Genomic DNA, 26,022 nt, shown 5'->3' with positions numbered 1-26,022 from the left:
TGCTCTGCGCCGCAGGCCACGGTGCCGACCAAGGTCGGCACCCACCGCGCTGTCGGGCTACACCACCTCGCGGCGGATGCCCACCGGCCGCGCATGCTCGTCCATGTGCAGCGTGGCGGACTTGCAGCCCAGCAGCCGCTCGGCCAGCCCGGTGCTGGCGCCGAGATCGGCGGCCACTTCATTGAGGCTGGCCAGCGGGCGTGGCTGGCGCCGGTCGTGGCCACGGAACCGCGCACGGTTGTACTCGGCCCAGCCGATCAGCAGCACGCTTGCACACAGCAGCATCAGCGGCAGCGCGACCAGCACGTAAGGATCGAACTGGTTCTTGCGCTCGTACAGCTGCTGCCAGGCCAACTGCCCGCCGATCAGCCACGAGAGCAGGGTCACCAACGGCGCCCACAGGTAGAAGTAGAACCCCCAGAACGCCAGGGTGACGAAGCCCCAGGCGGTGCGCTGGAAGCGCGGTTGATGATGCGGCTTGCGGATCATCCGCGAGTCGAAGCGGTTGGACGGGTGGTGGGCGTTCATCGGATCCCCCGGTCAGGGCTGGTCCAGGTGGCGCGCTTGCTGCGACGGCGCAGCAGGGTCTTGGGAAGCGCCACCAGGGTGGTGGAAAGGCTGATCAGCCAGTACGCCATGGGGTACCAGATGACCCAGAAGTAGTTGCGTCCAATCTGTGTTTCGTAACGACGGTCGATGATCAGGCTGCTGGCGAACTGCAGCAGGCAGACCAGGGCCAGGATCACGCCATGCCATTGCGGCAGCAGGCTGGCGATGTGCAGCTGCGGGGGGAGTTCGACAAACTTGCCCAGCGCCCACAGCACCACGATGAACAGCATGCTGTAGGCCCAGATCACGCTCAGAACGTACTCCAGAAGCACGCCCCACATGCGCCGTTCTTGCCAGTGCAGCAGCGAGCGCGCGTGCCGCAGCATCACCTCAACGCCGCCCTGCGCCCAGCGCAGTCGTTGCCGCCACAGGCCCTTCAGCGTTTCCGGCATCAGGATGAAGCACAGTGCGTTGGGTTCGTAGCGGATGTCCCAGTGCGCGCGCTGCAGGCGCCAGCTGATGTCGATGTCTTCGGTCACCATGTCATCCGACCACCAGCCGACCTGGTGCAGCGCGGTGCGACGGAAGCCGGCGATCACCCCGGAGATCGTGAAGATGCGCCCGTAGACGCGCTGTGCGCGCTTGATCATGCCGATGATCGAAGAGAACTCGGCCACCTGCAGGCGCCCGAGCAGTGTTGAGCGGTTGCGGATGCGCGGGTTGCCGGTGACCGCGCCGACCCGGTTGCCGCTGACCAGATGCCAGACCATCCAGTGCAGAGCGTGCTCCTCCAGCATCGCATCGCCATCGATGCACACCAGGTATTCCGAACGCGCCGCCAGTGCGCCCATGCGCAGCGCATTGGCCTTGCCAAGGTTGCGGTCCAGGTGCAGCACGCGCAGCCGCGGATGCCTCGCCGCCAGCACGTCGAGCCGGGCACCGGTGTCGTCGCTGCTGCCATCATCGATGGCGATCACCTCGTAGTCGGCCGGATAGCGCTGCGCCAGCGCCGCCCCCAGGGTGTCGTCCAGGTTCTCGGACTCGTTGTGGCAGGGAATCAGCAGGCTCGCGAACGGTGGGTCGACCATCAGCGGAGGATCATTGCGCGGGCGTGAATGGCGTTCACGCCGGAAGTAGTAATACAGCCCGCCCGACATCCAGAAGAACGCCATCACCATCGGGTAGTAGAAGGCGAACTGGAACAGGACCTGCAGCAGCGGATGCATGTCCATGTCACTTCTCCGGGTACGGGAAGTTGCCGGCGGACATGGCCGCGCGGGCATCATGGGTGGAGGGCTGGTCGGCGATGAAATCATCCGGGTACCAGGCGAAGTGATGCACCCCCTGGGCCTGCAGCCGGCGGATCTGCGCGCGCAGGCGTTCGGCGGGAATCGGCTGGCCGGTGCGCCAATCCACGGTCTGCAGTTCGAACAGGGTGTGCTGCAGCTGGGGGTCATGCGCGCGCACCGCGGCCAGCAGCTGGTCCAGCCAGCGCTCGGGGTGCTTGCTGCCCTCCATCCACGGCATCGCCATCAGCGCGGTCTGGTCGTAGGCCTTGTTGAACAGGTCCAGCCGCTGTGCGAACCAGGCCTCGCTCTGCGGGCGCAGCACCGGCTCGGCATACAGGTTGCGTACCGTCGCCAGCTTCGGTCGCCAGCGCTGTGCGCTGTCGCGCAGGGCCAAAGTGAAGTCGATCAGCGCCTGGGTGCGTGCGCTGCCATCTCCGCCGGCCGCCAGCGCCGGCAGCTCGGTGTCGCGCAGGTAGCCATCATCATGGAAAAGCAGGCCTTCGAAGTAGGAATTGACTGCCAGGTCCTCGTAGATGTCGAGCATGATCTGGCGCGCTTCCGGCTTGGTGAAGTCTAGCCGGTACATGCCGTCAGGATCGCCGTTGTGGATCGCCAGCGCTTTGCGCTGTACCGGGTCGGGCAGCTCGAAACCCAGCACCGGCAGCCACGCATACACTTTCACGCCCGCGCGTGATTTCAGCTGCCAGGCGACACGGCTGAACAGGTCCGCGCGCATCGGCATGTGCCGGTTGGGGAAGTACAGTGCGTCGGCGGTGTTGTTGCCGTCCGGGTCGGCGAAGGCCTGCAGATAGACGTGGGTGGGTGAGATGCGCTTGGCCCGTTCGACAAGTGCATCGAGGTTGCGCGCCTGCTGTGCCGGGTCCGGGTCATACACATCATCCAGGTCGACCTGCAGCGCACGGATGCCATCGAGTGCAACATCGCGGCGCAGCTCGAAGGCCAGCCCCTCCACGGTCGGGTTGTCGCTCACCAGGAAACGCGCCAGCCCGTGCAGGTCGCTGGCCACCGGTGTGCTGCGGCCTTCCAGATCGAAGGACACCGGCATGCCCAGCTGCTCGGCGATGTCGTTGCTCAGCTGGTTGTACGCGGCGTAGGGCCAGACGATGGCGCGCGGGCGCACGCCCAGGTGCTGCTGGATGCGCTGCACGCTACGGCCGAGATCGGCGCGCAGGCGCTGCTCGTATTGCGCCTCGCTTTCGTAGCTGTGCGTGGCCGGGCTGTAGATGCGGGTGACCACCGCCGGCGTCGAGTTGCCCTGTGGATTGGCAAGCACGCCGTGGTGCAGATCGTCGGTATGGCTGGCCACTTCGATCAGGCCACTGTCGTGCATCTGCTTCAGCTGCGCCCAGGTAACGAAGTCGTCGTGGCCGAACGGCCGGTAGCCATAGTCGATGGTGCGACCCGGTGCCATGTCCACGTAATCGGTGATCACCGCCACCAGCGCCGGGTAGTGGTAGGCCTGCAGCAGCGGGAACGCTTTGTCGTAGACGCTGCGCAGGCCGTCGTCGAAGGTCAGCAGCACGGGCTTTGGCGGCAGCGTGGCGCGCCCCTGTGAGGCGTCGATCACCTGCGACAACGACACCGGGTGATAGCCGTGCGCACCCAGCCAGTCCAGGTGCGCGGCGAAGTTCTGCGTGCTCACCGCGTAGGTATCGGCGTCGCCCTTGGCCGCGACCTGGTCGCGGATGTCGTGGTAGCTGAGGATCAGCAGGCCGTTGTCAATGGCATCGAGATGCAGGGCCTGCTGGGCGAACGCCGGCGGCGCGGCAGATAGCAGCAGGAGCACGATCAGTCGCAGGATGCGGGCCATGTCACTCTCCCCAGCGCAGTGCGGCTTCGAAGCCGATATGACGCTCGCGGTGGCCGTCGTAGACCGGCCGCGACCAGCGCACGCCGTACTCGAACACGCGGCCCTGGCCCAGCTGCCATTCGTGCATGTAGGACACCGAAGGGACCAGCGCGCTGCCGAAGCCATCCTGCCAGTAGTCACCCAGTGAAACCGTCAGCCGGTGCCGGAAGTGGCGTTCGTAGTGCCGCCACAACTGCTGGTCGATGCGCAGCCCGATCTCGACCATGCGATCGCGTTTCGGGTTGAAGTACGGTGCGTCGTCGCGGCTGCCGCGGCTGGTGTAGGCACTGGCGAGGCCATCGACCAGCCAGCGCGGACGGGTCAGCAGGCGCTGTTCAACGCTGGTGCTGAACAGTTCGCGGTGGTTGCCGTCGTCGTAGCGGAAGCGGCTGGCGCCGAACATCCAGTGGGTCAGCTCGCTGCGCCGGTAGTCCACCTGCGCGCTCACGCTGTCAGCGGTGATGCCGGCCACGCGCGCCTGCATCGAGGCGTCCGGATCGTTGCGTACAGCCACCAGCCCGGCGTGCCAGTAATCGTTGAATTGCCAACCGACACCGAGACGAAGACCGGTATCGCCGATGTGATCGTTGGCGCGAAACACCGCTGCTTCTGCATCCAGTCGTCCGAAACGGTAGCGCACGCCGGCACCCAGCCACAGCGGATCGACGCGCTGGTCCTGGAAATCGACCGTGCGGCGGTCGGCGAAGGCGAACAGCCGCCAGCGGTCATCCAGCAACGGCGTTTCCACCTCAAGACCGTAATGGCGGTCGTTGTTGCCCAGTGGCGAGGTGCCACCGCCGCCCGAGCTGCGGCCGATATCCGTCCATGCCTTCACGTGCCAGCCGCGATGCGCGCGCCACGCCTGGTCCATGCGTTCGACTGCCGGTTGGGTGGGATAGCGCGCGACCAGATCGTCGTGCAGCGGCCGTGCCAGGTCGCCGCGCTGCAGGGCGACGTAGGCCTCCGCCATGCCCAGCCGCGGTTCGATGTCGCGCGGGTCCAGCGCGTGCGCCATCTGCTGCCGCTGCAGCGCCCTGCGCGGCCAGCCGCGCATCATGTACACGCTGCCCAGTGCGCTCTGCAGGCCGCCGTTGCCCGGTGCGATGTCGACCATCGATTCCAGGTCGTGCTGTGCGGTGCGCAGGTCGCCGCTGTAGGCGCGCACCATTGCCAGGTTCAGGTCGGCCTCGTAGCGCGACCAGTTCGCATACGGGGACTTGCCGTTGCTCCAGCGCCATGCGGCTTCCTTGTCGCGCCATGCCTGCAGCAGGTCGATGGCCTTTTCCTGCTGTTCGCTTTCCAGGTAGGCGTACGCCAGCTCCGAGTGCGAGGCATCGCGCGAGGGATCGCCGGCGACGGCTGCCTGCAGCACCGGAATCGCTTCCTCCGGGTGCAGCGTGCCCATCAACGAATCGCCTACTGCGGGCAGCACGTAGTCGGGCAGGGTGTGGCCTTCGGCCTGCAGTGCCCGGGCTTCCTCGCGCACCTGCGCGTGGCGCCCCAGGCGGTTGAGCAGGATCAGGCGGTCCATGCGGATGCGCAGCGGCGCCTGTGCCGGCGGTGTACCTTCGCTGCCGAGGTAGCGCTGCATGCGTGCCAGGGTCGATTCAGCCTCTTCCAGGCGGCTGTCCTCGCTGCTGCTGTAGGCCAGGCTCCACACCACCAGCTTGGCCAGGTAGTCGCCCTCCAGGCGTTGCTTCTGGGCAGCATCGAACAGCTGCGGACGCTGCTGGTACAGCGCCCATGCGCGCCAGGCATTGCCGATGTCGCCCAGGGTCAGCACGCGCAGCTTGAACAGCAGATCGTCGTTGGGCTGTTGCTGGCTGGCACGCTCGATGGCGCCCAGCGCATCCAGCCATCGGGCCTGGTCGCGGTAGCGGCCGATCTCGGCCAGGGCCGCCTCGCGATCGGGCGGGGCAGCGCCGCTGGCCCAGGCCAGGGCGGAGCAGGCAAGGCCGACGCAGAGCGCCAGCCGGCGGTGGACAACCATTGGGGACCCCCTTGGCTTCCTGACCAGACAACCGTGAAAAATGTGACGCACATCACATGCCAGCTTTGGGGTGGCCGTGTCCTGCGTCACTCCCTTCGTGCACTCCCGCCCAGCAAGGACGGGTACAACCCGGACAGCGACCTGCAATGTGTTGTCTGAAGCGAGAATCCCCCGCACACCGAGTGGTGGCCTGGGCGGCCAAACCGCCCCATGCCCAATGCCGGCACGCGGCAAGGATGGGCATTCGTGGGCACTATCCGCCCGGAATTGTCAGTCCGGCGTCAATTTTCCTGGAATGGCTGACGAGCGGCAGTCGGGGCCGGCGTGCGGCCCCTCAACGGCTTACCAGAGGTCTTCCAGCTTGCGTGGCTTGCAGGCCACCCACGAGGCGCACAGCATCAGGGTGGCGCAGCCGAACAGGAAGCTGAACGGGAGTGTCCAGCCGTTGCTGACCGTGTGCAGCCAGCCGACCAGGAACGGCCCGAGGCAGCTGAAGCTGTAGCCCACGCCCTGCATGAAGCCGGACAGTGCCGCCGAGCCGGTGGGGGTGCGGGTACGCAGGTTGATCAGGGTCAGCGCCAGCGGGAAGGTGGACGGACCGACGCCGAGCAGGCAGGCCCACAGCAGCGGAGCCTTCATCGGCGCCAGCAGCAGGCCGGTGAAGGCGATCACGAACGAGAAGAAGCCGATCAGCACCAGCGGGAACGGGTTCTGCATGCGAACCGCCATCGATGGGATGACCAGTGAAGGCAGCAGGCCCAGCGCCGAGAACACCGCGACCATCACGCCACCGAAGGCGGGCGTGCCACCGGCCTCGACCACGATGCGCGGCAGCCAGGTGAACATTGAATACGTCATCAGCGAGGTCATGCCGAACATCAGCGTCATGCTCCAGCCCAGCGACGTGCGCCAGACCTTGCCATGCGGCTGCGCGGTGGGGTCGCTGGCGTCGGCCTGCGGCTTCGGCGCGCGCTTGGCCAGCACCAGCCAGGGCAGTGCGGCGGCCAATGCCAGAAGCGCCCACATGCCCAGCGACACACGCCAGCCGGCAGCGTTGGCCATCGGCACCGCGAGCAGCGCCGGCAGCATCGTGCCCAGCTGCAGCACGCTGATGTAGAGCGTACTCATGGTGCCGACCTTGTTGGCGAAGTAACGCTTCACCAGCGGCGGCACCACCACGTTGCCGATGCCCATGCCGGCCAGCGCCAGCACCGAACCCAGCAGCAGCGTGCCGACGTTGCCGGCGCTGGAACGCAGCAGCAGGCCGGCCATCGCCATCACCATCGCCAGCAGGGTGGTGCGCTCCAGGCCGAGGCGCCGCGCCAGTGCCGGCGTGGCCACGCCGAACAGCGCGAACGAGGCGGTCGGCAGCATGCCCAGCACACCGGTCATGGTGGTGCCGAAACCGAACTGCTGGCCCAGTACGTCGAGCAGCGGCGTGATGGAGGTGACTGCCGTGCGCAGGTTGATCGCGGCAAGCAGGATCGCGGCGAAGGCGAGCAGGCGCCCGTGCAGCAGCGACGGCGAATCGGCAGTGGAGGAACTCATCGGTGGTCCTTGCAGGTGTCGCACGCCGGAGCAATGGCATGCAGCGCCGGCATCGGTCTACGCCGAAGCGGCAGGTGGGGGAGTGGCTGCGGGCAGGCCGGCAGCGCGGCCATTGTACGTGTGCGGTCCGGCAAGGTCCCGTCATGCGGGCGTGCCGGGCGCTGGATACAAAAAAACCCGGAGGACTGTCGTCTTCCAGGCTTCTTGGTGACCACCGAAGTGGTCGGGGAGACAGGATTCGAACCTGCGACCTCTACGTCCCGAACGTAGCGCTCTACCAGACTGAGCTACACCCCGAAGGGAGCCGCCTATTCTAGCGATTCACCCCGATGGCGGCAAGGGGTAAATGCTGTTTTCTTCACACTGCCGAAGCAGTGCCACTTCAGGGAACAAAAAAGCCTGGACGACTTCACCAGGCTTCAATGCGACCACGTGAGTGGTCGGGGAGACAGGATTCGAACCTGCGACCTCTACGTCCCGAACGTAGCGCTCTACCAGACTGAGCTACACCCCGAAGGAGCCGCCTAAGATACCGTGTGAAGGCCAAGGCGGCAAGGTTTTTTTACGGCTCAGCGGCGATTTTCCTTCTCGACGCGGTTCTGCTCGCGGGCTTCGAACCACATGCCGTTGAGGATGGCCACCGTCGAGGCGAGGCCGGCACCGAGAATCCAGGCGAAATACCACATGGTCGATCTCCTTTGTTCAAGGGATGTGCCGGCCGTGGGCCGGCACACCGTCAATCAGTAAGCGTTCGGGTTGTTGCCCATCTCTTCGGTGGTGGTCTTGCCCTTCAGTACGCGGTACACCCAGGTGGTGTAGGCGAGGATGATCGGCAGGAACACCGCCGTGGCCAGCAGCATGATCCACAGGGTCAGGTGGCTGGACGAAGCGTCCCACACGGTCAGGCTGGAGGTGGGCTGGCTCGAGGACGGCAGCAGGAACGGGAAGATGGCGAAACCGACGGTCAGGATGATGCCGGCGATGGCCGCACCGGAAGCGATGAAGGCCAGCCCGCCGCGACGGGCACGCAGCAGCACCGCACTGGCCAGCAGGCCGGCCAGGCCCAGCAGCGGTGCCAGGATCGTGGCTGGCATCGCGCTGTAGTTGCGCATCCAGCCACCGGCGGCGCCGAGTTCGGCGGTCTTCAGCAACGGATTGGTGGCGCCATCGGTAACCACCTGCGAGGTGATCTGGTAACCCGGCAGGCCGAAGGCCACCCAGGCACCGCCCACTGCGAACAGCACGAAGGCGATGATCGCGGCGATGCTGCCGAAACGGGCTGCACGTTCGGCCACCGGGCCCTCGGTCTTCAGGACCAGCATGGCGGCACCGTGGGCGACCAGCATCGACACGCTGAGCAGGCCGGCCAGCAGCGCGAAGGGCATCAGCAGGCCGAAGAACGAGCCGGTGTAGAAGATGCGCATGCTGTCATCGAAGTGGAACGGCACGCCCAGCACCACGTTGCCCACCGCCACGCCCATGATCAGCGCCGGAATGAAGCCACCGATGAACAGCGCCCAGTCCCAGGTGTTGCGCCAGCGTTCGCTGGGCATCTTGCTGCGGAACTTGAAACCGACCGGACGCAGGATCAGCGCGAACAGGATCACGAACATCGCCAGGTAGAACCCGGAGAAACTGACCGCATAGAGCGGCGGCCAGGCGGCGAAGATCGCGCCGCCGCCCAGGATCAGCCACACCTGGTTGCCTTCCCACACCGGGCCGATGGTGTTGATCACCAGCCGGCGCTCGGCGTCGTTGCGGGCGACGAAGGGCAGCAGGGTGCCCACACCCAGGTCGAAACCATCCATCACGGCGAAACCGATCAGCAGGATGCCGAGCAGCAGCCACCAGATCACGCGCAGCGTCGTGTAGTCCAGAAGAATGAAATCCATCTTGGTTCTCCTGCCTCAGGCCTGGCCGGCGGCCGGCGCCGAGGCATTGTGGGAAGCATGCGGCTGGGGCGACTGCAGCGACGGCAGCACCTCGTCCGGACCCTTGCGGATCGCCTTGAGCATCAGCTTGATCTCGACCACGATCAGCGCGGTGTAGATTGCGGTGAAGCCTGCCAGGGTCAGCACGATTTCATGCAGGGCCAAGCCCGATGCCGCGTAGAAGGTCGGCAGCACGCCATCGACCGCCCACGGCTGGCGACCATACTCGGCCACGAACCAGCCGCACTCGATCGCGATCCACGGTGCCGGCAGCGTCCACAGGGCCAGCGTGAGGAACCAGCGCTTGTCCTGGAAGTTGTTGCGGCAGGAGTAGTAGAAGGCCAGTGCGAAGAAGGCGATCAGGTAGAAGCCGAGGCCGGCCATCACGCGGAAGGTCCAGAACAGCGGCATCACGCGCGGCACGGTGTCCATCGCCGCCTGCGAGATCTCCTGCGGGGTGGCGTTGAGGATGTCATCGCGGTAGCGCTTGAGCAGCAGGCCGTGGCCCAGGTCCTGCCAGTGGCGGTCGAACATCTCGCGTGCTTCAACGTCGTTCTTGTTGGCGCGCAGGCGTTCCAATGCACCGTAGGCCAGCTGGCCGCCACGCACGCGGTGTTCGGCGCGCTCGACCAGTTCCAGGATGCCCGGAATCGGCTGGTTCAACGAGCGGGTGGCGATCAGGCCCATCAGGTAGGGGATCTTCACCGCGTAGTCGTTCTGGTGGGTTTCCTGGTTCGGAATGCCGAAGGCGGTGAAGTCGGCCGGCGCACGCTCGGTCTCCCACATCGCTTCGATCGCGGCCAGCTTCATTTTCTGGTGTTCGCTGGCGGCGTAGCCACTCTCGTCACCCAGCACGACCACCGACAGCGATGACAGCAGGCCGAACGCCGCGGCCACCGCGAACGAGCGACGGGCCAGGTCCTTGTGCTTGTTGCGCAGCAGGAACAGGGCGCTGATGGCCATCACGAACACCGCACCGGTCACATAGCCGGCGCTGACGGTGTGCACGAACTTGGCCTGCGCCACCGGGTTGAACACCACCGCCATGAAGTCGACCACTTCCATGCGCATGGTTTCCGGGTTGAACACCGCACCGGTCGGGTTCTGCATCCAGCCATTGGCCACCAGGATCCAGATTGCCGACAGGTTGGTGCCCAGTGCCATCAGCCAGGTCACCATCAGGTGCTTGACCTTGCTCAGGCGGTTCCAGCCGAAGAAGAACAGGCCGACGAAGGTGGCTTCCAGGAAGAAGGCCATCAGGCCTTCGATGGCCAGCGGCGCACCGAAGATGTCACCCACGTAGTGGCTGTAGTAGGACCAGTTCATGCCGAACTGGAATTCCATGACGATGCCGGTGGCGACGCCCATGGCGAAGTTGATGCCGAACAGGACGCCCCAGAACAGGGTCATCCTGCGCCAGATCTCCTTGCCGGTCATCACGTACACGCTCTCCATGATGGCCACCATGAAGGACAGGCCAAGGGTGAGTGGTACGAATAGGAAGTGGTACATCGCGGTCAGCGCGAATTGCAGCCGCGACAGTTCTACGACTGTCTGATCAATCATGGCCTGGCTACCTCGTTGGATAGTGCCGTTGCAGGTGGCGGGAAGGGTGGTCTACGACGTGAATGATGTGACCGACTACTTCAAACAGCCTTGATCCAGATCAATGTATGAACAGGTGCCCCGGTTGATCGTATGCCAACCTGATGAAGACTGCGACCGCTGGCCGCAGGGGCGGGCTATTGCCTGCGCCTACAATGCCGTGTATCCCCCGTTGCCCGTGAAGACCCTTGAGCGCTGCCGAAACGACCCCTGACGGCCTTTCCCAGGAAGCCGAGACGACCCGCCAACGCCGCGTACGCACGGCCTGGCTGGCTGATCTGGCGCGCGCCGCTCGGGGCCGCCAGCGCCTGGCGGCGTTGTGCATCAGCCTGTCCGGCGCGCTGATGATCGGCCAGGCCGCCGCCATCGCCTGGCTGGTGCAGCAGGTGCTCGTGCAGCGTGCGCCGCTGGCGTCGGGCCTTCCGGTGCTGGGGGCGCTGGCGCTGGTCCTGGTACTGCGCACGCTGCTGGGCAGCGCCACCCAGGCCGCTGCAGGCGATGTGGCCGATGCCGCGCGGCTGGCCCTGCGCGAGCGCGTGTTCGCCCGCCTGCTGGGCCACGGTCCGCTGTGGCTGCGGCAGCGCCGCACCGGTGAACTGGGCGAGCTGATGTTGCATCACGGGGATGCGATCGAGAGCTATTACAGCGGCTTCCTGCCGGTGCGCACCGAAGTGGTGGTGGTGCCGCTGCTGATCCTGGCCGCGGTGGCCTGGGTCGACTGGGTGGTGGCACTGATCCTGCTGTTCACCGCGCCGCTGGTGCCGTTCTTCATGATGCTGGTGGGCTGGGGTGCCGAAGCCGCCGGTCGCGCCCAGCTGGGTGAACTGGCGCGGATGAGCGGCCACTTCGCCGATCGCATCAAGGGCCTGGGCCTGCTGCGCCTGTATGGCCGCGGCGAGGCCGAGCTGGAAGGAATCGAGGCCGCCGCCGAAGGCGTGCGCGTGCGTACGCTGAAGGTGCTGCGGATCGCCTTCCTGTCGTCCACGGTGCTGGAATTCTTCGCCTCGGTCAGCGTGGCGATGGTCGCCCTGTACCTGGGCCTGAGCTACCTGGGCATGATGTCGCTGCACTCGACGGTGCCAACGTTGGGCGCGGGCCTGTTCTGCCTGCTGCTGGCGCCGGAGTTCTATGCCCCGCTGCGGCGCCTGGCGGCGCACTACCACGACCGTGCCAACGCACTGGCCGCTGCGGCCGAGGTGGAACGCCTGCTGCAGTCACTGCCCGATGAGCAGGGGCTGATCGAGAACGAGATCGCACCGCTGGCAGTGGAGCCGGCCGAAGCTGCATTGCCGCCGCTGGAGGCACAGGGCCTGGTTCTTCGCCCGTTGGGCGCGCCGCACGACGTGCTGCAGGATCTGGATGTGCTGCTGGAACCGGGCCAGCGGCTGGCTCTGGTCGGCCCCAGCGGCTCTGGCAAAAGCACGCTGCTGGAGGCGCTGGCTGGTTGGCTGCAACCCCGTTCCGGCAAACTGCAGCTGCGCCCCGGCGTGCAGGTGGCCTATGCCAGCCAGCGCCCCTATCTGTTCCACGGCAGCATCGCCGACAACCTGCGCCTGGCAGATCCCGGCGCCAGCGACGCGCGCCTGCGTGCGGTGGCCGAGGCCGCGCAGGTGCTGCAGTTCGCGCAGCGCCTGCCACAGGGCCTGGATACCGTGATCGGCGAACGTGGCTTCGGCCTTTCCGGCGGCGAAGCCCGTCGCATCGGCCTGGCCCGGTTGTTGCTGCGCGACCCGCAGGTGCTGTTGCTGGACGAACCTACCGCGTTTCTCGACGCTGATACCGAGGCGGCACTGCTGCGCAGCCTGGCCGCGTATGCACGTGGCCGCAGCGTGGTGGTTGCCACCCACAGCCTGGCGGTGATCGCCTGGGCCGATCGCTGCCTGCTGTTGCCGGAAGGTCGCCTGGTGGAACCGGCGCAGGCGGTGCGTGCATGAGCCGTTCGCCGGATTCGCTGCGCGCGGTGTTCCTGCGTCATCGGCCGCGCCTGCTGCTGACCATCCTGCTGTTGTGGACCACCATGCTGGCCGGCACTGCATTGCTGGGCCTGTCCGGTGGATTCCTCACCGCGGCCGCGGTGGCCGGTGCGGCCGGCCTCGGTCAGGGCTTCAACTTCTTCTCGCCCTCTGCGGGTATCCGCGGGTTGACCATGGCGCGCATCGTGTCGCGCTACTTCGAAAAGCTGGTGGGCCACGATGCGACCCTGCGCATCGCGCGCGAGCTGCGCGTGTGGTTCTTCCGCCGCGCGCTGCCATTGGCACCGGCACGGCTGGGAGCCACGCGCACCGGCGATCTGCTGGCGCGCCTGCTCGGTGACATCGGTGAAGTGGACGGCCTGCTGGTGCGAGCGATCGGGCCGCTGGTGGCATTGGGCGCGCTGTCGCTGGTGGCGGTGGCCTCGGCGGCGCTGATCCTGCCATCGGCAGCGGTGCTGCTGGCAGTGCTGGCGCTGCTGATCGCTTTCGGCGTGCCGTGGCTGGGCGTGCGCGGCCGCGACGATGAAGAAGCCGACCGTGCCGCGCATCGCGCCGCACTGCGCACCGCCGCCTTTGAAGGGTTGGAGGGCGCAGGCGACCTGGCCGCGCTGCATGCCGACGCGGCCTGGCAGCTGAAGGTGCGCGTGGCAGCCAAGCAGCTGGCGGCGCGTGATCGTCGTCGGCGCTGGCGCCTGATCGCGGCATCGACCCTGCATGGCCTGGTCGCTGGGCTGGGGCTGGTGGCGATGCTGGCGTTGGCGCTCCACGCGGCCGAACAGCAGCGCGTCGCGCCGGAAATGGCGGCGGGCCTGCTGTTCCTCACTGTTGCGCTGATCGAACTGTGGGCCGGGATGGGCTTGGCGTGGCAGTCACTGCAGTCCGGGCGTATCGCCGCCGATCGGTTGCAGGCCATCGTCGAGCAGCCGCCGACGGTGGAGGATCCCGCAGCGCCACAACCGGTCCCGCAGGCCGCGCGCGTACACTGGGATGACGTGCATTTCCAGTGGCCGGGCGCGGTGCGACCGGTGCTGTCCGGCCTGCAGCTGACGTTGGTCCCAGGGGAGCGCATCGCCATCCGCGGCGACAGCGGCAGTGGCAAGACCACGCTGTCCAGCCTGCTGCTGCGGCTGTGGGATCCGCAGCAGGGACGGCTGACCTACGGTGGCCGCGATCTGCGTGATTTCGCCCAGGCTGACTGGCACCGGCAACTGGCGTGGCTGCCGCAGAACGCGCCGGTGTTCGCCGGCACCGTGGCCGAGAACCTGCGCCTGGGTGATCCCGATGCCAGCGACGCCGCGTTGTGGGCGGTGCTGCGTCGGGTGCGCCTGGGCGAATGGGCCGAGCGCAATGGTGGCCTGCAGGCCTGGGTGGGCGAGAACGGCGCGACGATGTCGGCCGGGCAGGCACGGCGCCTGGCGCTGGCGCGGGCACTGCTGCGCAACGCGCCGATCCTGGTGCTGGATGAACCGACCGAAGGGTTGGATGTGGATACCGCACGTGCGCTGCTGCGGGATCTTTCCGGGCTGCTGGACGGACGCAGCCTGCTGATGATCACCCACGACGACCTGCCCGAGGGTGTGGTCGATGCGCAGTACCGGCTGCGTGACGGGGCGCTGGTCCGCGAACTTTGATCGATGCACATCCACGCGTGGCGTGGATCTACTGTAGAGCCGCGCCCGTGCTCGGCTGCCTCTGTACGGAGCCGAGCGCGGGCTCGGCTCTACAGGTTGGCTACCGCGAGAATTCGCGCAGCAGCACCGCGATCGAGGCCACGTTGGCCAGCACGCACAGCCAGAACACCCATTGGAATGCCGCCTTGCGGTGCTTGTGGCGGAACACGGCCTGGCCCAGCAGCGCGCCGGGCCAGCCGCCGGCGAACGCCAGCAGCTGCAGCGTGCGTTCGGGAATCCGCCACTGCTTTCGCTGCGCCGCGCGCTTGTCGTGGCCGTACAGCCCGAACGACACCGCGCTGGCCAGCAGGCACCAGCCGCCCAGCCACAGCGGCAGTACGCCGCTGATCATCAGTGCGATCAACGCGCCGAACGCGGCCAGCGCCAGGTTGCGCCGCCAGCCCACTTACAGCGCGTCGAGGAAGCCGCGCACGGCCGGGCCGAAACGCTCGAAATCGACCAGGAAGGCATCGTGGCCCTGTGGCGATTCCAGGCCGATGAAATTCGCATCGGCACCGCCGGCTCGCAGGCCATCGGCGACCTGTTGCTGCTGCTGCACCGGGAACAGGATGTCGGTGTTGGCGCCGATGGCCAGCGCCTTCTCGACCCGGATCTTCGCCAGCCCAGCCAGCACATCGCCGTCGGCGTACTCGGCCAGATCGAACCAGTCCATCGAGCGGCTCAGGTACAGATAGCAGTTTGGATCGAAGAAGCGCACGAAGCGCCGCGCGTGCCCCTCCAGATAGCTTTCCACCTGGAATTCCAGGCCGAACGGATCGTCATCGGTCTGGTCCGAATCCAGCCGCACGCGGCCGAAACGGCCATCCCATTCCAGTGCCGAGCGATAGGTGATCACGCCCAGCTTGCGCGCCATGCGCATGCCGGACTCGGGATACGCGTCGTCGTCGTAGTGGCCGCCGTTCCAGCGTGGATCGAGGCGGATCGCCTCACGCTGCAGCGAGCGGATCGCGATCGAGAACGGCAATGCCTGCGCGCTGCCGGAAATGTTGACGTGGCTGCGTGCGATGCCCGGATGCAGCATCAGCACGGCCAATGCGGTCATGCCGCCCATCGAATTGCCGATCACGCAGGCCAGCTGCTCGATGCCCAGGGCGCGTACAACTTCGATGGCGGCGCGTGCGCCGTCTTCCACCGACAGTTCCGGAAAGTCGAGGCGATAGGGCGCGCCGGTCGCCGGGTTCAACGAAGCCGGGCCGGTCGAGCCCTTGCAGCTGCCCAGCGAATTCACGCACACCACGAACCAGCGGCCGGTATCGATCGGCTTGCCGGGGCCGACCATCGCTTCCCACCAGCCCGCTGCCGGGTTGGCGTCGTTGGCCGCCGCGTGCGCATCCGGCGACAGACCGGTCACGATCAGGATCGCGTTGCCGGCGTCGGCGGCCAGCGTTCCCCAGGTTTCATAGGCCACGCGCGCGCCGTGCAGGGCGCCACCGCGCTTGAACGGGAACGGCGAGGGCAGGGCATGGAAGCGGGTGCCGGGCGGGATGAATTCAGTCATGCGGGCATTCTAGCGGGACCGGATGTGCAGCTGGCGACATGCTGGTTTGCATGGATGGCCGTATCCACGCATGGCGTGGATCTACTGTAGAGCCGAGCCCATGCCCGGCTGCCGAGCATGGGCTCGGCGGCTCTACAGGTCAGGGAAACCGCAGCTCCACCACGCCGTCATGCGGCAGGCTCACCCTCACCGGCACGCTCTGCAGGTCGCCCTCGCTGCGGTTGGCGCTGCCGGTACGCGAGATGCGTGCCAGCACTTCCACGTCGCGATGTGCCGACAGCGGTGCGGTCGGCATCGGACTGTCGTCGTCGCCCAGCCCGACCGTGGCCGGGAAGCCGGCCAGCGGCAGCTTGCGCGCGGCGACCGGCATCGGCGGGCCACCCACGGCGCGTGCCAGCACGAATACCTGGGTGCTGGCTGGCCACTCGGCGCCCTGCAATGCAGGCAGCTCCACACGGACCCGCAGCAACGCCGGTGCAGCGGCGGCCGGTGCGTCAGGTGCCTGGCCTGCGGCTTCACGGGCGATGGCGATCTGTGCCTGCAGTGCCTGCGCGGCGCCTGGCTCCAGTCGCGGCAGCAGGCTGCTCCAGACGTCGGCGGCTTCGGCATTCCGGCCTCGCTGGCGCAGGGCGATGCCGAGCAACCAGCTTGCGCGCTCTGCATCGGGTGCCAGCGTGCGCGCCTGCTGCAACCAGGCCGTTGCGGTGTCGTCGAATTGCTTGCCGGCGTCGGCCTGCGCACGTGCCTGTGCAGCTTCCACCAATACGCCCGGATCATCCGGTGCCAATGCTGCCGCGCGCGCGAACGCGTCCGCCGCAGCTGGGGCATTGCCCAGTTCTGCCTGCGAACGGCCCAGCAGGGTCCAGCCATCGGCCCGCTGCGGGTCGCGCTTCAACGCATCCTGCAGGGCCTGCACGCCATCGCGCAGGGTTGCCACCGACGGCGCAGGCTGCACCTGCGCAGCGCGTGGATCACCGACCAACAGGTAAAGACAGGCGCCGGCCACGCCGAGCGCAATCACGCCCACCGCGAAACCGCGGCGACCGTCGTGGCGCAACGGCCACAGCACCAGCACTGCCACCAGTGCAGCGACCAGACCAGCCAACGCCGGCAGCCAGTGGCTCACCATCCATCTCCTTCATCGGCCTTGCCGACCGGCGCAGTCCCGACCGTGCGTCCACGGCGGCGGACGATGCCGAACACCACCACCGCACCCGCACCCAGTACCAGAAGCGGCCCCGCCCACAGCAGCCAGGTGCCCGGCTGCAACGGTGGCTGGTAGAGCACGAACTCCCCGTAACGCGCGACCAGGAACTGCTTGATCTGTGCATCGTCGTGGCCCTGCTGCATCAGTTGCAGTACCTCGCGGCGCAGGTCCTGGGCGATCTGTGCATTGGAATCGGCCAGCGACTGGTTCTGGCACTGCACGCAGCGCAGCTGCGCGGCCAGGTCGTGCAAGCGTCGTTCCTCGGCGCCATCGCGGAACTGCAGCGGCTGCGGATCGTGCAGCGGCTGCTGGGCCAGCGCGGCCAGCGGGAGCACCAGGAGCAGCAGCGCCAGCAGCCAGCGCATGGGCTCAGGGAGCCGTATGCAGGGTGTTGCCGGCACTGCCCTGGGCCTTCTCGATCTTCTCCAGCGCCGGGATCAGCTTCTCATCGACCACGCGCTGGCTCATCGCGCCACTGTACTTCCAGCGCACGATGCCGCTGCCGTCGACCAGGAAGGTTTCCGGTGCGGCGGTCACGCCCCAGTCGATCGCGGTGCGGCCTTCGACGTCGCTGAGCACGACCATGAACGGATTGCCCAGCTGTTCCAGCCAGTGCAGCGCGTCGGTGGGGTCGTCCTTCCAGTTGTAGCCGATCACGCGCACGCGCTTGCTCTCGGCGAAACGGGTCAGCACCGGGTGTTCCTCGCGGCAGGCCGCGCACCAGCTGCCCCATACGTTCAGCAGGTAGGGCGCGCCGCGCAGGTCATCGCTGTGCACGATCATTTCCGGGTCGTGCAGCACCGGCAGCGCGAATGCCGGCGCCGGCTTGTCGATCAGCGCCGACGGCAGCACGTCGCGCTGCGGGTCACCCGATTTCATCACCCCGTAGATCATCAGCCCAAGCAGGCCGAAGAAGAACAGCACGCCGATCACGATGGCTACCGGCGGCAGCGGGCGGGAGGGGCGCGGGGCGGGGGACTCGGACATGGGAACTCCTACGGACGACGGAAACGGCGGTCGGCGGCGGTGATGAATCCGCCCAGGGCCATCAGCAGCGCGCCAAGCCAGATCCAGCGCACGAACGGCTTGATGTGCACCCGTACCGCCCATGCATTGTTGCCCAGCGGCTCGCCCAATGCCACGTAGACATCACCGTCGAAGCGTGCATCGATGCCGGCCTCGGTCATCACCTGGCCGCCACTGGCGTACTGGCGCTTCTCCGGATGCAGCAGGGCCTGTTCGCGGCCGTTGCGGAACACCCGCAGATGACCGCGGTCGGCGATGAAGTTGGGTCCTTCGCGATGGTCCACGCCTTCGAACCGGACTTCGTAGCGGCCAACCACCAGCTGCTGGCCCGGTGCCAGCGCCACTTCGCGCTGCACGTTCAGCGCCTCGACCAGCAGCGCGCCGGTCAGGAACACGGCGATGCCGGCGTGGGCGACGATCATGCCAAGCATCTCGGCGGTGAAGCGGCCATTGCCGCGCAGCCGCTGCCAGACGAAGCGCGCGGTGCCCAGCCCGACCCAGGCCGCCGCAGCGACGCCCAGGCCGGCCTTCCAGCCGTTCTGCGGCGCCTGCCACCAGGCCAGCGCGCCCAGCAGCACGGCCAGCCCCAGCCATGGCGCCAGCAGCGCGAAGGCGCGCGAGGGCTGGTCGCGCTGCCACTTCACCAGCGGACCGAACGGCAGCAGCAGGATCATCGGTGCCATCAGCAGCAGGAACAGGCTGCCGAAGTAGGGCGGCCCGACCGAGATCTTGCCCAGCGACAGCGCGTCGGCCAGCAATGGATACAGGGTGCCCAGCAGGACCATCGCGCAGGCGGTAGCCAGCAGCAGGTTGTTGGCCAGCAGCAGGGTCTCGCGCGAGGTGGCGGTGAAGCCACGGCGTGGGTCATCGGCGTCCACGCTCAACTGGCTGGCGCGCAGCGCGTACAGCAGCAGGCTGCCGCCGACCAGTACCGACAGGAACATCAGGATGAACAGGCCGCGCGACGGATCGGCCGCGAACGAATGCACGCTGGTCAGCACGCCCGAGCGCACCAGGAAGGTGCCCAGCAGCGACAGCGCGAAGGCGGCGATCGCCAGCAGCAGGGTCCAGCTGCCGAAGGTGCCGCGTTTTTCGGTGACGGCCTGCGAATGGATCAGCGCCGCGCCGACCAGCCACGGCATGAAACTGGCGTTCTCCACCGGGTCCCAGAACCACCAGCCACCCCAGCCCAGCTCGTAGTAGGCCCACCAGCTGCCCAACGCGATGCCGATGGTCAGGAAGCCCCAGGCAACGTTGGTCCAGGGCCGCGTCCAGCGCAGCCAGCGGGCGTCGACGCGGCCTTCCAGCAGCGCGGCCACCGCGAACGCGAACGGCACCGCAAAGCCCACGTAGCCGATGTACAGCATCGGCGGATGGATGATCAGCCCCGGATCCTGCAGCAGCGGATTGAGGTCGCGGCCTTCCAGCGGCGCCGGGTTCAGGCGCAGGAACGGGTTGGAGGTGAAGATCAGGAAGGCGAGGAAGCCGACGCTGACCACACCCATCACCGCCAGCACGCGTGCCTGCACATGGGCCGGCAGGTGCCGCGAGAACAGCGCCACCGCGCCGGTCCACAGCGCCAGCACCAGCGCCCACATCAGCAGCGAGCCCTCATGCGCGCCCCACACCGCCGAGTAGCGGTAGATCAGCGGCAGCAGCGAATTGGAGTTCTCGGCCACGTAGCGCACCGAGAAGTCCTGCTGCACGAACGCAGCGGTGAGCACCGCGAAGGCGCCGGCCAACAACAGCAGCTGTGCGAACGCAGCCGGCCGAGCCACCGCCATCCACGCCGGGTTGTTGCGATGCGCGCCGACCAGCGGCAGGCCCGCCTGCAGCAGCGACGCCAGCAATGCACACAACAGCAGGATCTGACCCAGTTCGGGCAGCACTCAGCGCACCTCGGGCGCCGTTACCGGCACGTCATGCTTGCGATGGGCGTCGCCCATCTTGTCGGCCACTTCCTTCGGCACGTACTTTTCATCGTGCTTGGCCAGCACTTCGTCGGCGACGAAGACACCGTCCTGGAGTCGGCCACTGGCGACCACGGCGGTGCCTTCTGCAAACATGTCCGGCAGGATCCGCGAGGTGGTCACCGGCAGCTGTGCATCGCCGTCGGTCACCTCGAAGCGCGCCTCCAGCGAGCCGACCGGGCGGTTGAAGGAGCCCTTCACCACCATGCCGCCCAGGCGGAAGCGCGACTGCGCATCAACGTCGCCACGCAGCACTTCGGCGGGCGTGTACAGGTAGGCGATGTTGCGCTCCAGCGCCATCGCCACCAGCGCGGTGGCCAGGCCGGAGGCGAGCAGGGCCAGCAGCACCCAGGCCAGGCGGCGACGCTGCACCGGGGTCATCGTTCCAGCTCCGTCGGCAGCGAGGCCGCTGCGTCCTGCCTGCCGGCGCGGGTCTGCTGGCGCTGCTGCTTGGCCAGTGCCAGTCGGCGCGCCACGCGCAGGCGCAGCCAGGACCCGATGGCATCGGCGCCCAGCACCAGCGCGAACACGGCGTAGGCGCCGATCACGTAAGGCAGATGGGTCATGGCTGGGCCTCCCCGGCCGGGCGTGCGGCATCAACGCGGCCCCCCACCCAGGCCTTGCCGGCCTCGCGGTCGAGGTTGTCGGCGCGGGCCTTGGCCAGCACCGAACCGGCGAACCAGAACTTGGTGCCGATCACCATCCACCACAGCGGCGCGATCATCGCGCTGCTGATCGCCGATTCGCCGAACACATTGATCGACTGGCGCTGATGCAGGCCACCCCACCAGTCCACCGAATAGCGGATCACCGGCAGCAGGCTGACGCCGACGATGGCCAGCAGTCCCGCCGCACGCGCGGCGCTGCGGCGGTCCTCGATGGCGTGGTACAGGCCGATCACGCCCAGGTACAGGAACAGCAGCACCAGTTCACTGGTCATGCGCGGGTCCCAGTCCCACCAGGTACCCCAGGTGCCCTTGCCCCAGATGCTGCCGGTCAGCAGGGTGATCAGGGTGAAGCCGGCGCCCATCGGCGCACAGGCCATGGCCAGGATCTCGCAGACCTTGATACGCCAGATCAGCGCGATGGCCGCATACAGCGCCATCAGCGCGAACACGAACAGGCTCATCCAGGCACTGGGCACGTGGATGTAGAGGATGCGGAAGCTGTCCAGCTGCTTGGCCTCCGGCGGCACTACCAGCAGGGCCTGCCACATGCCGACCAGCAGCACCGGTACCGCGGCGAAGTAGAACACCCGCGACCAGCGGGCAGCGAAACGATCGAACGTGGGCGGTGAACCGAGTTGGTGGAACCAGCGGACAATCGGATTCATGCGTGGCGGCTATCCAGCAGGGGTGGATTGGCTCTCAGCTCGGTCAACTCAGAGAAATGCGTATTGCAGCAGCAGTGGCCAACGGTGCCAGCACCAGCGCGACCAGCAGTCCGGCGCCCAGCATCAGCAGCGCACCGACCGGATCCTGTCCGCGTCCGGCTGCCGCCAGGCTGCCTGCGCCGAACACCAGCACCGGCACGTACAGCGGCAACGACAGCAACGCCACGAGAATACCAGAGCGCCGGATGCCTACGGTCAGTGCAGCGACCACACCACCGATCAGACTCAGCAACGGTGTTCCCAGCAGCAACGATGCCAGCAACATCGGCAGCTGGTCATGCGGCAGATGCAGCATTTCAGCCAGCAACGGGCTGACGATGATCAGCGGCAGGGCGGTGGTGGCCCAGTGCAGCAGCACGCGCACCAGCACCAGCCAGGCCAGTGGCACCGGCGCCAGTAGCCATTGCTCCAGCGAGCCATCCTCGGCGTCGGAACGGAACAGCGAATCCAGCGACAGCTGCCCGGCCAGCAGCACCGCCAACCACAGCACCGCGCCGCCGGTGGCGCTCAGCAGTTTCGGTTCGCGGCCTTGGGCCAGCGCGAACAGCACCACCACCAGCACTGCGAACAGCAGCGGCTGCAGCGCATCGCCGCGACGGCGCCAGAGGAGGCGCAGGTCGCGCTTGAGCAGCGCGCCCGCGGTCTGCCACAGGCCTGGTTCGGTGCCCGGCGCGATCATGCGGCACCGCCGAGGTCGAGCTGGCGGGTGCGCACGGGCGGCGCGGCATAGGCGCCGTGGGTGGTGACCAGCGCGGCGCCACCGGCACGCAGGTGTGCCGAGATCATCCGGTTGACCAGGGTGATGCCCTCCAGGTCGAGGTTGGCATAGGGTTCGTCGAGCAGCCACAGCGGTGCGGGCGACAGCCAGATGCGCGCCAGGGCCAGCCGGCGCTTCTGCCCGGCCGACAGATGGCGTACCAGGGTGTCCTCGTAGCCGGCCAGGCCGACGATGGCCAGTGCGTTGCCCGGCATCTGCCGTGCGCGGCGGCCGTGCAGGCCACACAGGAAATGCAGGTTCTCCAGCGTATCAAGGTCCGGCTTCAAGGCGGGCAGATGGCTGAGGTAGGCCACGTAGCGTGCACGCTCGGCATTGCTGGCCGGCTTGCCGTCGATGCGCACCTGGCCGGCACCGGGCCGGGCCAGGCCGGCCAGCACGCGCAGCAGGGTGGTCTTGCCGGCGCCATTGCCGCCCTGCACCAGCAGGGCTTCGCCGGCGTCCACATGGAAGTCCAGCGGGCCGAACACCGGCTCGTCATTGCGGGAGAAGCTGAGGCCGCTGGCGGCCAGCAATGCAGGGGTGTTCAAGGGGCAGGGGTCTTCATGCCTGAGTGCGGCGGCAATTGTAGCGGTGAATGCTGTTCCGGTAGCGCCGGGCCATGCGCGGTGGCCGCAAGGCATATGCAAAGAGCCGCCGGGCATGACCCGGCGCTACCGGCCGAACCCACAGTCGCAGCGTGGATTTCGTACACTTCTGGGCCTCGTTCCCCCAGACTCCAGGCCGATGCAACCCAACACCAAGCTGCCCAAGGTCGGTACCACGATCTTCACCGTGATGTCCCAGCTCGCCGCCGAACATGGCGCGGTCAACCTCGGCCAGGGGTTCCCTGATTTCTCCGCGCCGCAGCGCCTGATCGACGAGACCACCAACGCGATGGCCGCCGGCCTGAACCAGTATCCGCCGATGACCGGCGTGGCGCCGCTGCGCCAGGCCATCGCACAGAAGTCGCTGGACCTGTACGGCGCGACGATCGATCCTGACACCGAGATCACCGTCACCAGCGGCGCCACCGAAGCGATCTTCAACGCCATCCACGCCGTGGTGCGTGCCGGTGAGGAAGTGATCGTGCTCGACCCGGCCTACGACTGCTACGAACCGGCCATCGAGCTGGCTGGCGCCACGGCAGTGCATGTGCCGCTGGATCCGCAGACCTTCGCCGTCGACTGGGACCGCGTGCGTGCGGCGATCACCCCGCGCACCCGCATGCTGATGGTCAACACCCCGCACAACCCGTCCGGCGCGATGCTGGACGAAGCCGACATGCAGGCGCTGGCCGACCTGCTGCGTGGCACGCAGATCTACCTGATTTCCGATGAAGTGTACGAGCACATCATCTACGACGGCCGCCGCCACGAATCGGCGCTGCGCTACCCGGAGCTGCGCGAGCGCACCTTCGTCATCTCCAGCTTCGGCAAGACCTACCACTGCACTGGCTGGAAGATCGGCTACGCGGTGGCGCCGCCGCTGCTGACCGCCGAGTTCCGCAAGGTGCACCAGTACAATACCTTCACCAGCTTCGGCCCGGCCCAGTACGGCTTCGCCGCGATGATCCGCGACGAGCCGGAACACCATCTGGAGCTGGGCGCGTTCTACCAGGCCAAGCGCGACCGTTTCCGCGCGCAGCTGGCCGGCACCCGCCTGAAGCCGCTGCCGGTGCCGGGCGGCTACTTCCAGCTGGTCGACTACTCGGCCATCAGCGACCTGCCGGACCACGAGTTCGTGAAGTGGCTGACCATCGAGAAAGGCGTGACCGCCATCCCGCTGTCGCCGTTCTACGAGACCCCGCCGGCCGGCCAGCGCCTGGTGCGCCTGTGCTTTGCCAAGAACGAAGCGACCATGGACGCGGCGATCGAACGCCTGCGCCTTCTCTGAGCGGAGCGCTGACCATGCAGGACCTGCGTATTTCCCTGGTGCAAGGCGACACCCGCTGGCACGACCCGACCGGCAACCGCACCCACTACGGCGCGCTGCTGGCACCGCTGGCCGGCAGCACCGATCTGGTGATCCTGCCGGAGACCTTCACCAGTGGCTTCTCCAACGACGCCATCGCGCAGGCCGAAGGCATGGACGGCCCGACCGTGGCCTGGGTGCGCGAGCAGGCCCGGGCCATGAACGCGGCGGTGATCGGCAGCGTACAGCTGCGCGATGGTGACGACGTGTACAACCGCCTGCTGTTCGCCACGCCCGACGGCGGCCTGCAGTACTACGACAAGCGCCACCTGTTCCGCTACGGCGGCGAGCACGAGCGTTATGCCGCTGGCCGTGAGCGCCTGAGCGTGGAATGGAAAGGCTGGCGGATCAATCCGCAGGTCTGCTACGACCTGCGTTTCCCGGTGTTCTGCCGCAACCGCTACAACGTGGAGCGTCCGCAGCAGTTGGACTTCGACCTGCAGATCTTCGTCGCCAACTGGCCGTCGGCGCGTGCCTACGCGTGGAAGACCCTGTTGCGTGCACGGGCGATCGAGAACCTGTGCTTCGTGGCGGCGGTGAACCGCGTGGGCGTGGATGGCAATCAGCTGCACTACGCCGGCGACAGCGCGGTGCTGGATTTCCTCGGCCAGCCGCAGGTGGAGATCCGTGAACGCGAACAGGTGGTCACCACCACCATCTCGGCCGAGGCCCTGGCCGCGCACCGTGCGCGCTTCCCGGCGATGCTTGATGCCGATGCCTTCCACCTGGACGAGCAGGCCTGAAACAGAACGACGGCGGCTGAATGCTGGCCGCACACGAGCGCGCGCGTGCATCCAACCTGCACGCGCGCGCTGCTAGATTCGCCGCCATTGCGACCGAACGGGAACACCTGCCATGAACAAGCCCCTTGCCCTGCTGCTGGCTTTGGCCGCCGCGTCGCTGGCGCCGGCCGCGCACGCCGCCGGCAACCTTGATTGCGAGCTGCGCTACAACCTTTCCGGTTGGTCGTTGATCTACAAGACCGCCTCCGGCAGCGGCACGGTCACCTGCAGCAATGGCGCCAGCATGCCGGTGCGCATCCAGATGAAGGGCGGCGGCCTGACCGTGGGCAAGTCCAGGATCAGCAACGGGCGCGGCACCTTCACCGGCGCGATGAGCGTCGATCAGCTGCTGGGCACTTACGCGTCGGTTGGGGCACATGCCGGCGCAGTGAAGTCCAGCAATGCGCAGGTGATGACCAAGGGCGATATCTCACTGGCCCTTTCCGGAACGGGCAAGGGCTGGGACCTGGGCGTGGACGGTACTGCGTTCACCCTCAGCCGGCGCTAAACCAAAAAGGGGACGGAGGGGATCAAGTCGTTTGAGGCACCAACGACTTGATCCCCTCCGCCCCCTTTTTCTGGCCGCAGACGCAACCGGGGTCAGACCCCTTCAGTGTTGGTGCGCACGTTGAGCTTCCAGCGGATCGGCCCTTGCTCCAGGCTGTGCACGTGCTTGGGCTGAGGTGGGAAGGGATCATTCTTGTTGCAGGTGACCTCACGCTTGCAGCCCAGGCATCGATAGATGCCAGAAACCTGGACCTTGTCGGCGGGCCCATAGACGGTGTTCCACCATGTATTGCTGCCGTCGACCCGTTGCAATACGGAATTGGACGTGTGCCAAGCCATCGTGGTTCCTGTGTGTCATGGATGGAGTAAGCACGATAGGAAGTCGCTGGATTTCATGCGGCGACACATGGCACAAACAGCACGTTTTCAAAGAATTCCTAATGCACGCTTTTCATCCACGCGTGG

General features: G+C 67.3%; 25 protein-coding genes and 2 tRNA genes. 5 read left to right on the top strand and 22 right to left on the bottom strand.

Annotated elements, in window-relative coordinates; all coding sequences use genetic code 11:
• Positions 1–57: 57 nt before the first annotated feature.
• The 10 genes from pgaD to QP512_RS13560 all read right to left on the bottom strand — a co-directional run bounded on the left by pgaD (position 58) and on the right by QP512_RS13560 (position 10,743).
• Positions 58–528, bottom strand: a complete 471-nt coding sequence (gene pgaD, locus QP512_RS13605; protein WP_286069129.1) for a poly-beta-1,6-N-acetyl-D-glucosamine biosynthesis protein PgaD — start codon at positions 526–528, stop codon at positions 58–60.
• A complete protein-coding gene (gene pgaC / locus QP512_RS13600; protein WP_286069128.1) occupies positions 525–1,781 on the bottom strand; it encodes a poly-beta-1,6-N-acetyl-D-glucosamine synthase in 1,257 nt (418 codons plus the stop codon). Before pgaC ends, pgaD begins: the two co-directional genes overlap by 4 nt.
• Before the next feature lies 1 nt (position 1,782).
• The gene (pgaB, locus tag QP512_RS13595) at positions 1,783–3,669 is read right to left on the bottom strand and encodes a poly-beta-1,6-N-acetyl-D-glucosamine N-deacetylase PgaB (RefSeq protein ID WP_286069127.1); all 1,887 of its coding nucleotides are present in this window, start codon (positions 3,667–3,669) and stop codon (positions 1,783–1,785) included.
• 1 nt (position 3,670) lies between these two features.
• A complete protein-coding gene (gene pgaA, locus QP512_RS13590; protein ID WP_286069126.1) occupies positions 3,671–5,698 on the bottom strand; it encodes a poly-beta-1,6 N-acetyl-D-glucosamine export porin PgaA in 2,028 nt (675 codons plus the stop codon).
• Between the two features lie 342 nt (positions 5,699–6,040).
• Entirely contained in the window at positions 6,041–7,246 is a 1,206-nt protein-coding gene (locus QP512_RS13585) for an MFS transporter (RefSeq protein ID WP_286069125.1), read from the bottom strand.
• Positions 7,247–7,466: 220 nt separating this feature from the next.
• Positions 7,467–7,543, bottom strand: a tRNA-Pro gene (locus tag QP512_RS13580).
• Positions 7,544–7,683: 140 nt separating this feature from the next.
• Positions 7,684–7,760 (bottom strand) — tRNA-Pro (locus QP512_RS13575).
• 55 nt (positions 7,761–7,815) lie between these two features.
• Positions 7,816–7,932: a cytochrome bd-I oxidase subunit CydX gene (gene cydX / locus QP512_RS13570; protein WP_286069123.1), complete on the bottom strand. Its 117-nt coding sequence runs from the start codon at positions 7,930–7,932 to the stop codon at positions 7,816–7,818.
• 54 nt (positions 7,933–7,986) lie between these two features.
• Positions 7,987–9,138 carry a cytochrome d ubiquinol oxidase subunit II gene (gene cydB, locus QP512_RS13565; protein ID WP_286069121.1) on the bottom strand — a complete coding sequence of 384 codons (1,152 nt, stop codon included), beginning with the start codon at positions 9,136–9,138 and terminating at the stop codon, positions 7,987–7,989.
• 15 nt (positions 9,139–9,153) lie between these two features.
• Entirely contained in the window at positions 9,154–10,743 is a 1,590-nt protein-coding gene (locus tag QP512_RS13560; protein WP_125427250.1) for a cytochrome ubiquinol oxidase subunit I, read from the bottom strand.
• A 227-nt stretch (positions 10,744–10,970) separates the two neighbouring features.
• Between QP512_RS13560 and cydD the strand changes: the two genes are divergently transcribed.
• Both cydD and cydC read left to right on the top strand, forming a co-directional pair.
• Positions 10,971–12,716 (top strand): thiol reductant ABC exporter subunit CydD, encoded by a 1,746-nt coding sequence (gene cydD / locus QP512_RS13555; protein WP_286069118.1) that lies wholly within the window; start codon positions 10,971–10,973, stop codon positions 12,714–12,716.
• Positions 12,713–14,386 carry a thiol reductant ABC exporter subunit CydC gene (gene cydC / locus QP512_RS13550; RefSeq protein WP_286069117.1) on the top strand — a complete coding sequence of 558 codons (1,674 nt, stop codon included), beginning with the start codon at positions 12,713–12,715 and terminating at the stop codon, positions 14,384–14,386. Before cydD ends, cydC begins: the two co-directional genes overlap by 4 nt.
• Before the next feature lie 100 nt (positions 14,387–14,486).
• On the opposite strand, the gene QP512_RS13545 is transcribed toward cydC, so the two are convergent.
• From QP512_RS13545 to ccmA, 11 genes are all read right to left on the bottom strand, one after another.
• Positions 14,487–14,831 (bottom strand): DUF1294 domain-containing protein, encoded by a 345-nt coding sequence (locus QP512_RS13545; protein WP_286069116.1) that lies wholly within the window; start codon positions 14,829–14,831, stop codon positions 14,487–14,489.
• Positions 14,832–15,944 (bottom strand): homoserine O-acetyltransferase, encoded by a 1,113-nt coding sequence (locus tag QP512_RS13540; protein ID WP_286069115.1) that lies wholly within the window; start codon positions 15,942–15,944, stop codon positions 14,832–14,834. It lies immediately after the preceding gene.
• Between the two features lie 139 nt (positions 15,945–16,083).
• Positions 16,084–17,073 (bottom strand): tetratricopeptide repeat protein, encoded by a 990-nt coding sequence (locus QP512_RS13535; protein ID WP_286069113.1) that lies wholly within the window; start codon positions 17,071–17,073, stop codon positions 16,084–16,086.
• Positions 17,067–17,516: a cytochrome c-type biogenesis protein gene (locus QP512_RS13530; RefSeq protein WP_286069112.1), complete on the bottom strand. Its 450-nt coding sequence runs from the start codon at positions 17,514–17,516 to the stop codon at positions 17,067–17,069. The genes QP512_RS13535 and QP512_RS13530 overlap by 7 nt, the downstream gene beginning before the upstream one ends.
• A 4-nt stretch (positions 17,517–17,520) precedes the next feature.
• Complete coding sequence (locus tag QP512_RS13525; protein WP_286069111.1) at positions 17,521–18,138, bottom strand: DsbE family thiol:disulfide interchange protein; 618 nt, start codon at positions 18,136–18,138, stop codon at positions 17,521–17,523.
• A gap of 8 nt (positions 18,139–18,146) precedes the next feature.
• A complete protein-coding gene (locus QP512_RS13520) occupies positions 18,147–20,066 on the bottom strand; it encodes a heme lyase CcmF/NrfE family subunit (protein ID WP_286069110.1) in 1,920 nt (639 codons plus the stop codon).
• Positions 20,067–20,528: a cytochrome c maturation protein CcmE gene (ccmE, locus tag QP512_RS13515; protein ID WP_053450293.1), complete on the bottom strand. Its 462-nt coding sequence runs from the start codon at positions 20,526–20,528 to the stop codon at positions 20,067–20,069.
• Positions 20,525–20,713, bottom strand: coding sequence for a heme exporter protein CcmD (ccmD, locus tag QP512_RS13510; RefSeq protein ID WP_286069109.1), 189 nt, complete (start codon positions 20,711–20,713; stop codon positions 20,525–20,527). Before ccmD ends, ccmE begins: the two co-directional genes overlap by 4 nt.
• The gene (gene ccmC / locus QP512_RS13505) at positions 20,710–21,480 is read right to left on the bottom strand and encodes a heme ABC transporter permease CcmC (protein ID WP_286069108.1); all 771 of its coding nucleotides are present in this window, start codon (positions 21,478–21,480) and stop codon (positions 20,710–20,712) included. The genes ccmD and ccmC overlap by 4 nt, the downstream gene beginning before the upstream one ends.
• 43 nt (positions 21,481–21,523) lie before the next feature.
• Complete coding sequence (gene ccmB / locus QP512_RS13500) at positions 21,524–22,219, bottom strand: heme exporter protein CcmB (RefSeq protein ID WP_286069107.1); 696 nt, start codon at positions 22,217–22,219, stop codon at positions 21,524–21,526.
• Positions 22,216–22,845: a heme ABC exporter ATP-binding protein CcmA gene (gene ccmA / locus QP512_RS13495; RefSeq protein WP_005413987.1), complete on the bottom strand. Its 630-nt coding sequence runs from the start codon at positions 22,843–22,845 to the stop codon at positions 22,216–22,218. The genes ccmB and ccmA overlap by 4 nt, the downstream gene beginning before the upstream one ends.
• Before the next feature lie 196 nt (positions 22,846–23,041).
• Between ccmA and QP512_RS13490 the strand changes: the two genes are divergently transcribed.
• From QP512_RS13490 to QP512_RS13480, 3 genes are all read left to right on the top strand, one after another.
• Entirely contained in the window at positions 23,042–24,190 is a 1,149-nt protein-coding gene (locus QP512_RS13490) for a pyridoxal phosphate-dependent aminotransferase (RefSeq protein ID WP_286069106.1), read from the top strand.
• A 14-nt stretch (positions 24,191–24,204) separates the two neighbouring features.
• A complete protein-coding gene (locus QP512_RS13485) occupies positions 24,205–25,011 on the top strand; it encodes an amidohydrolase (RefSeq protein ID WP_286069105.1) in 807 nt (268 codons plus the stop codon).
• Positions 25,012–25,123: 112 nt separating this feature from the next.
• Positions 25,124–25,558, top strand: coding sequence for a hypothetical protein (locus QP512_RS13480; RefSeq protein WP_286069104.1), 435 nt, complete (start codon positions 25,124–25,126; stop codon positions 25,556–25,558).
• Between the two features lie 92 nt (positions 25,559–25,650).
• On the opposite strand, the gene QP512_RS13475 is transcribed toward QP512_RS13480, so the two are convergent.
• The gene (locus tag QP512_RS13475; protein WP_286069103.1) at positions 25,651–25,896 is read right to left on the bottom strand and encodes a protein L; all 246 of its coding nucleotides are present in this window, start codon (positions 25,894–25,896) and stop codon (positions 25,651–25,653) included.
• Positions 25,897–26,022: the final 126 nt, after the last annotated feature.

It is taken from the genome of Stenotrophomonas sp. 57, from assembly GCF_030291075.1.
GTDB lineage: Bacteria > Pseudomonadota > Gammaproteobacteria > Xanthomonadales > Xanthomonadaceae > Stenotrophomonas.
Note: the sequence above shows the minus strand (reverse complement) of the source record. Positions and strands in the feature narration are given on the sequence as shown.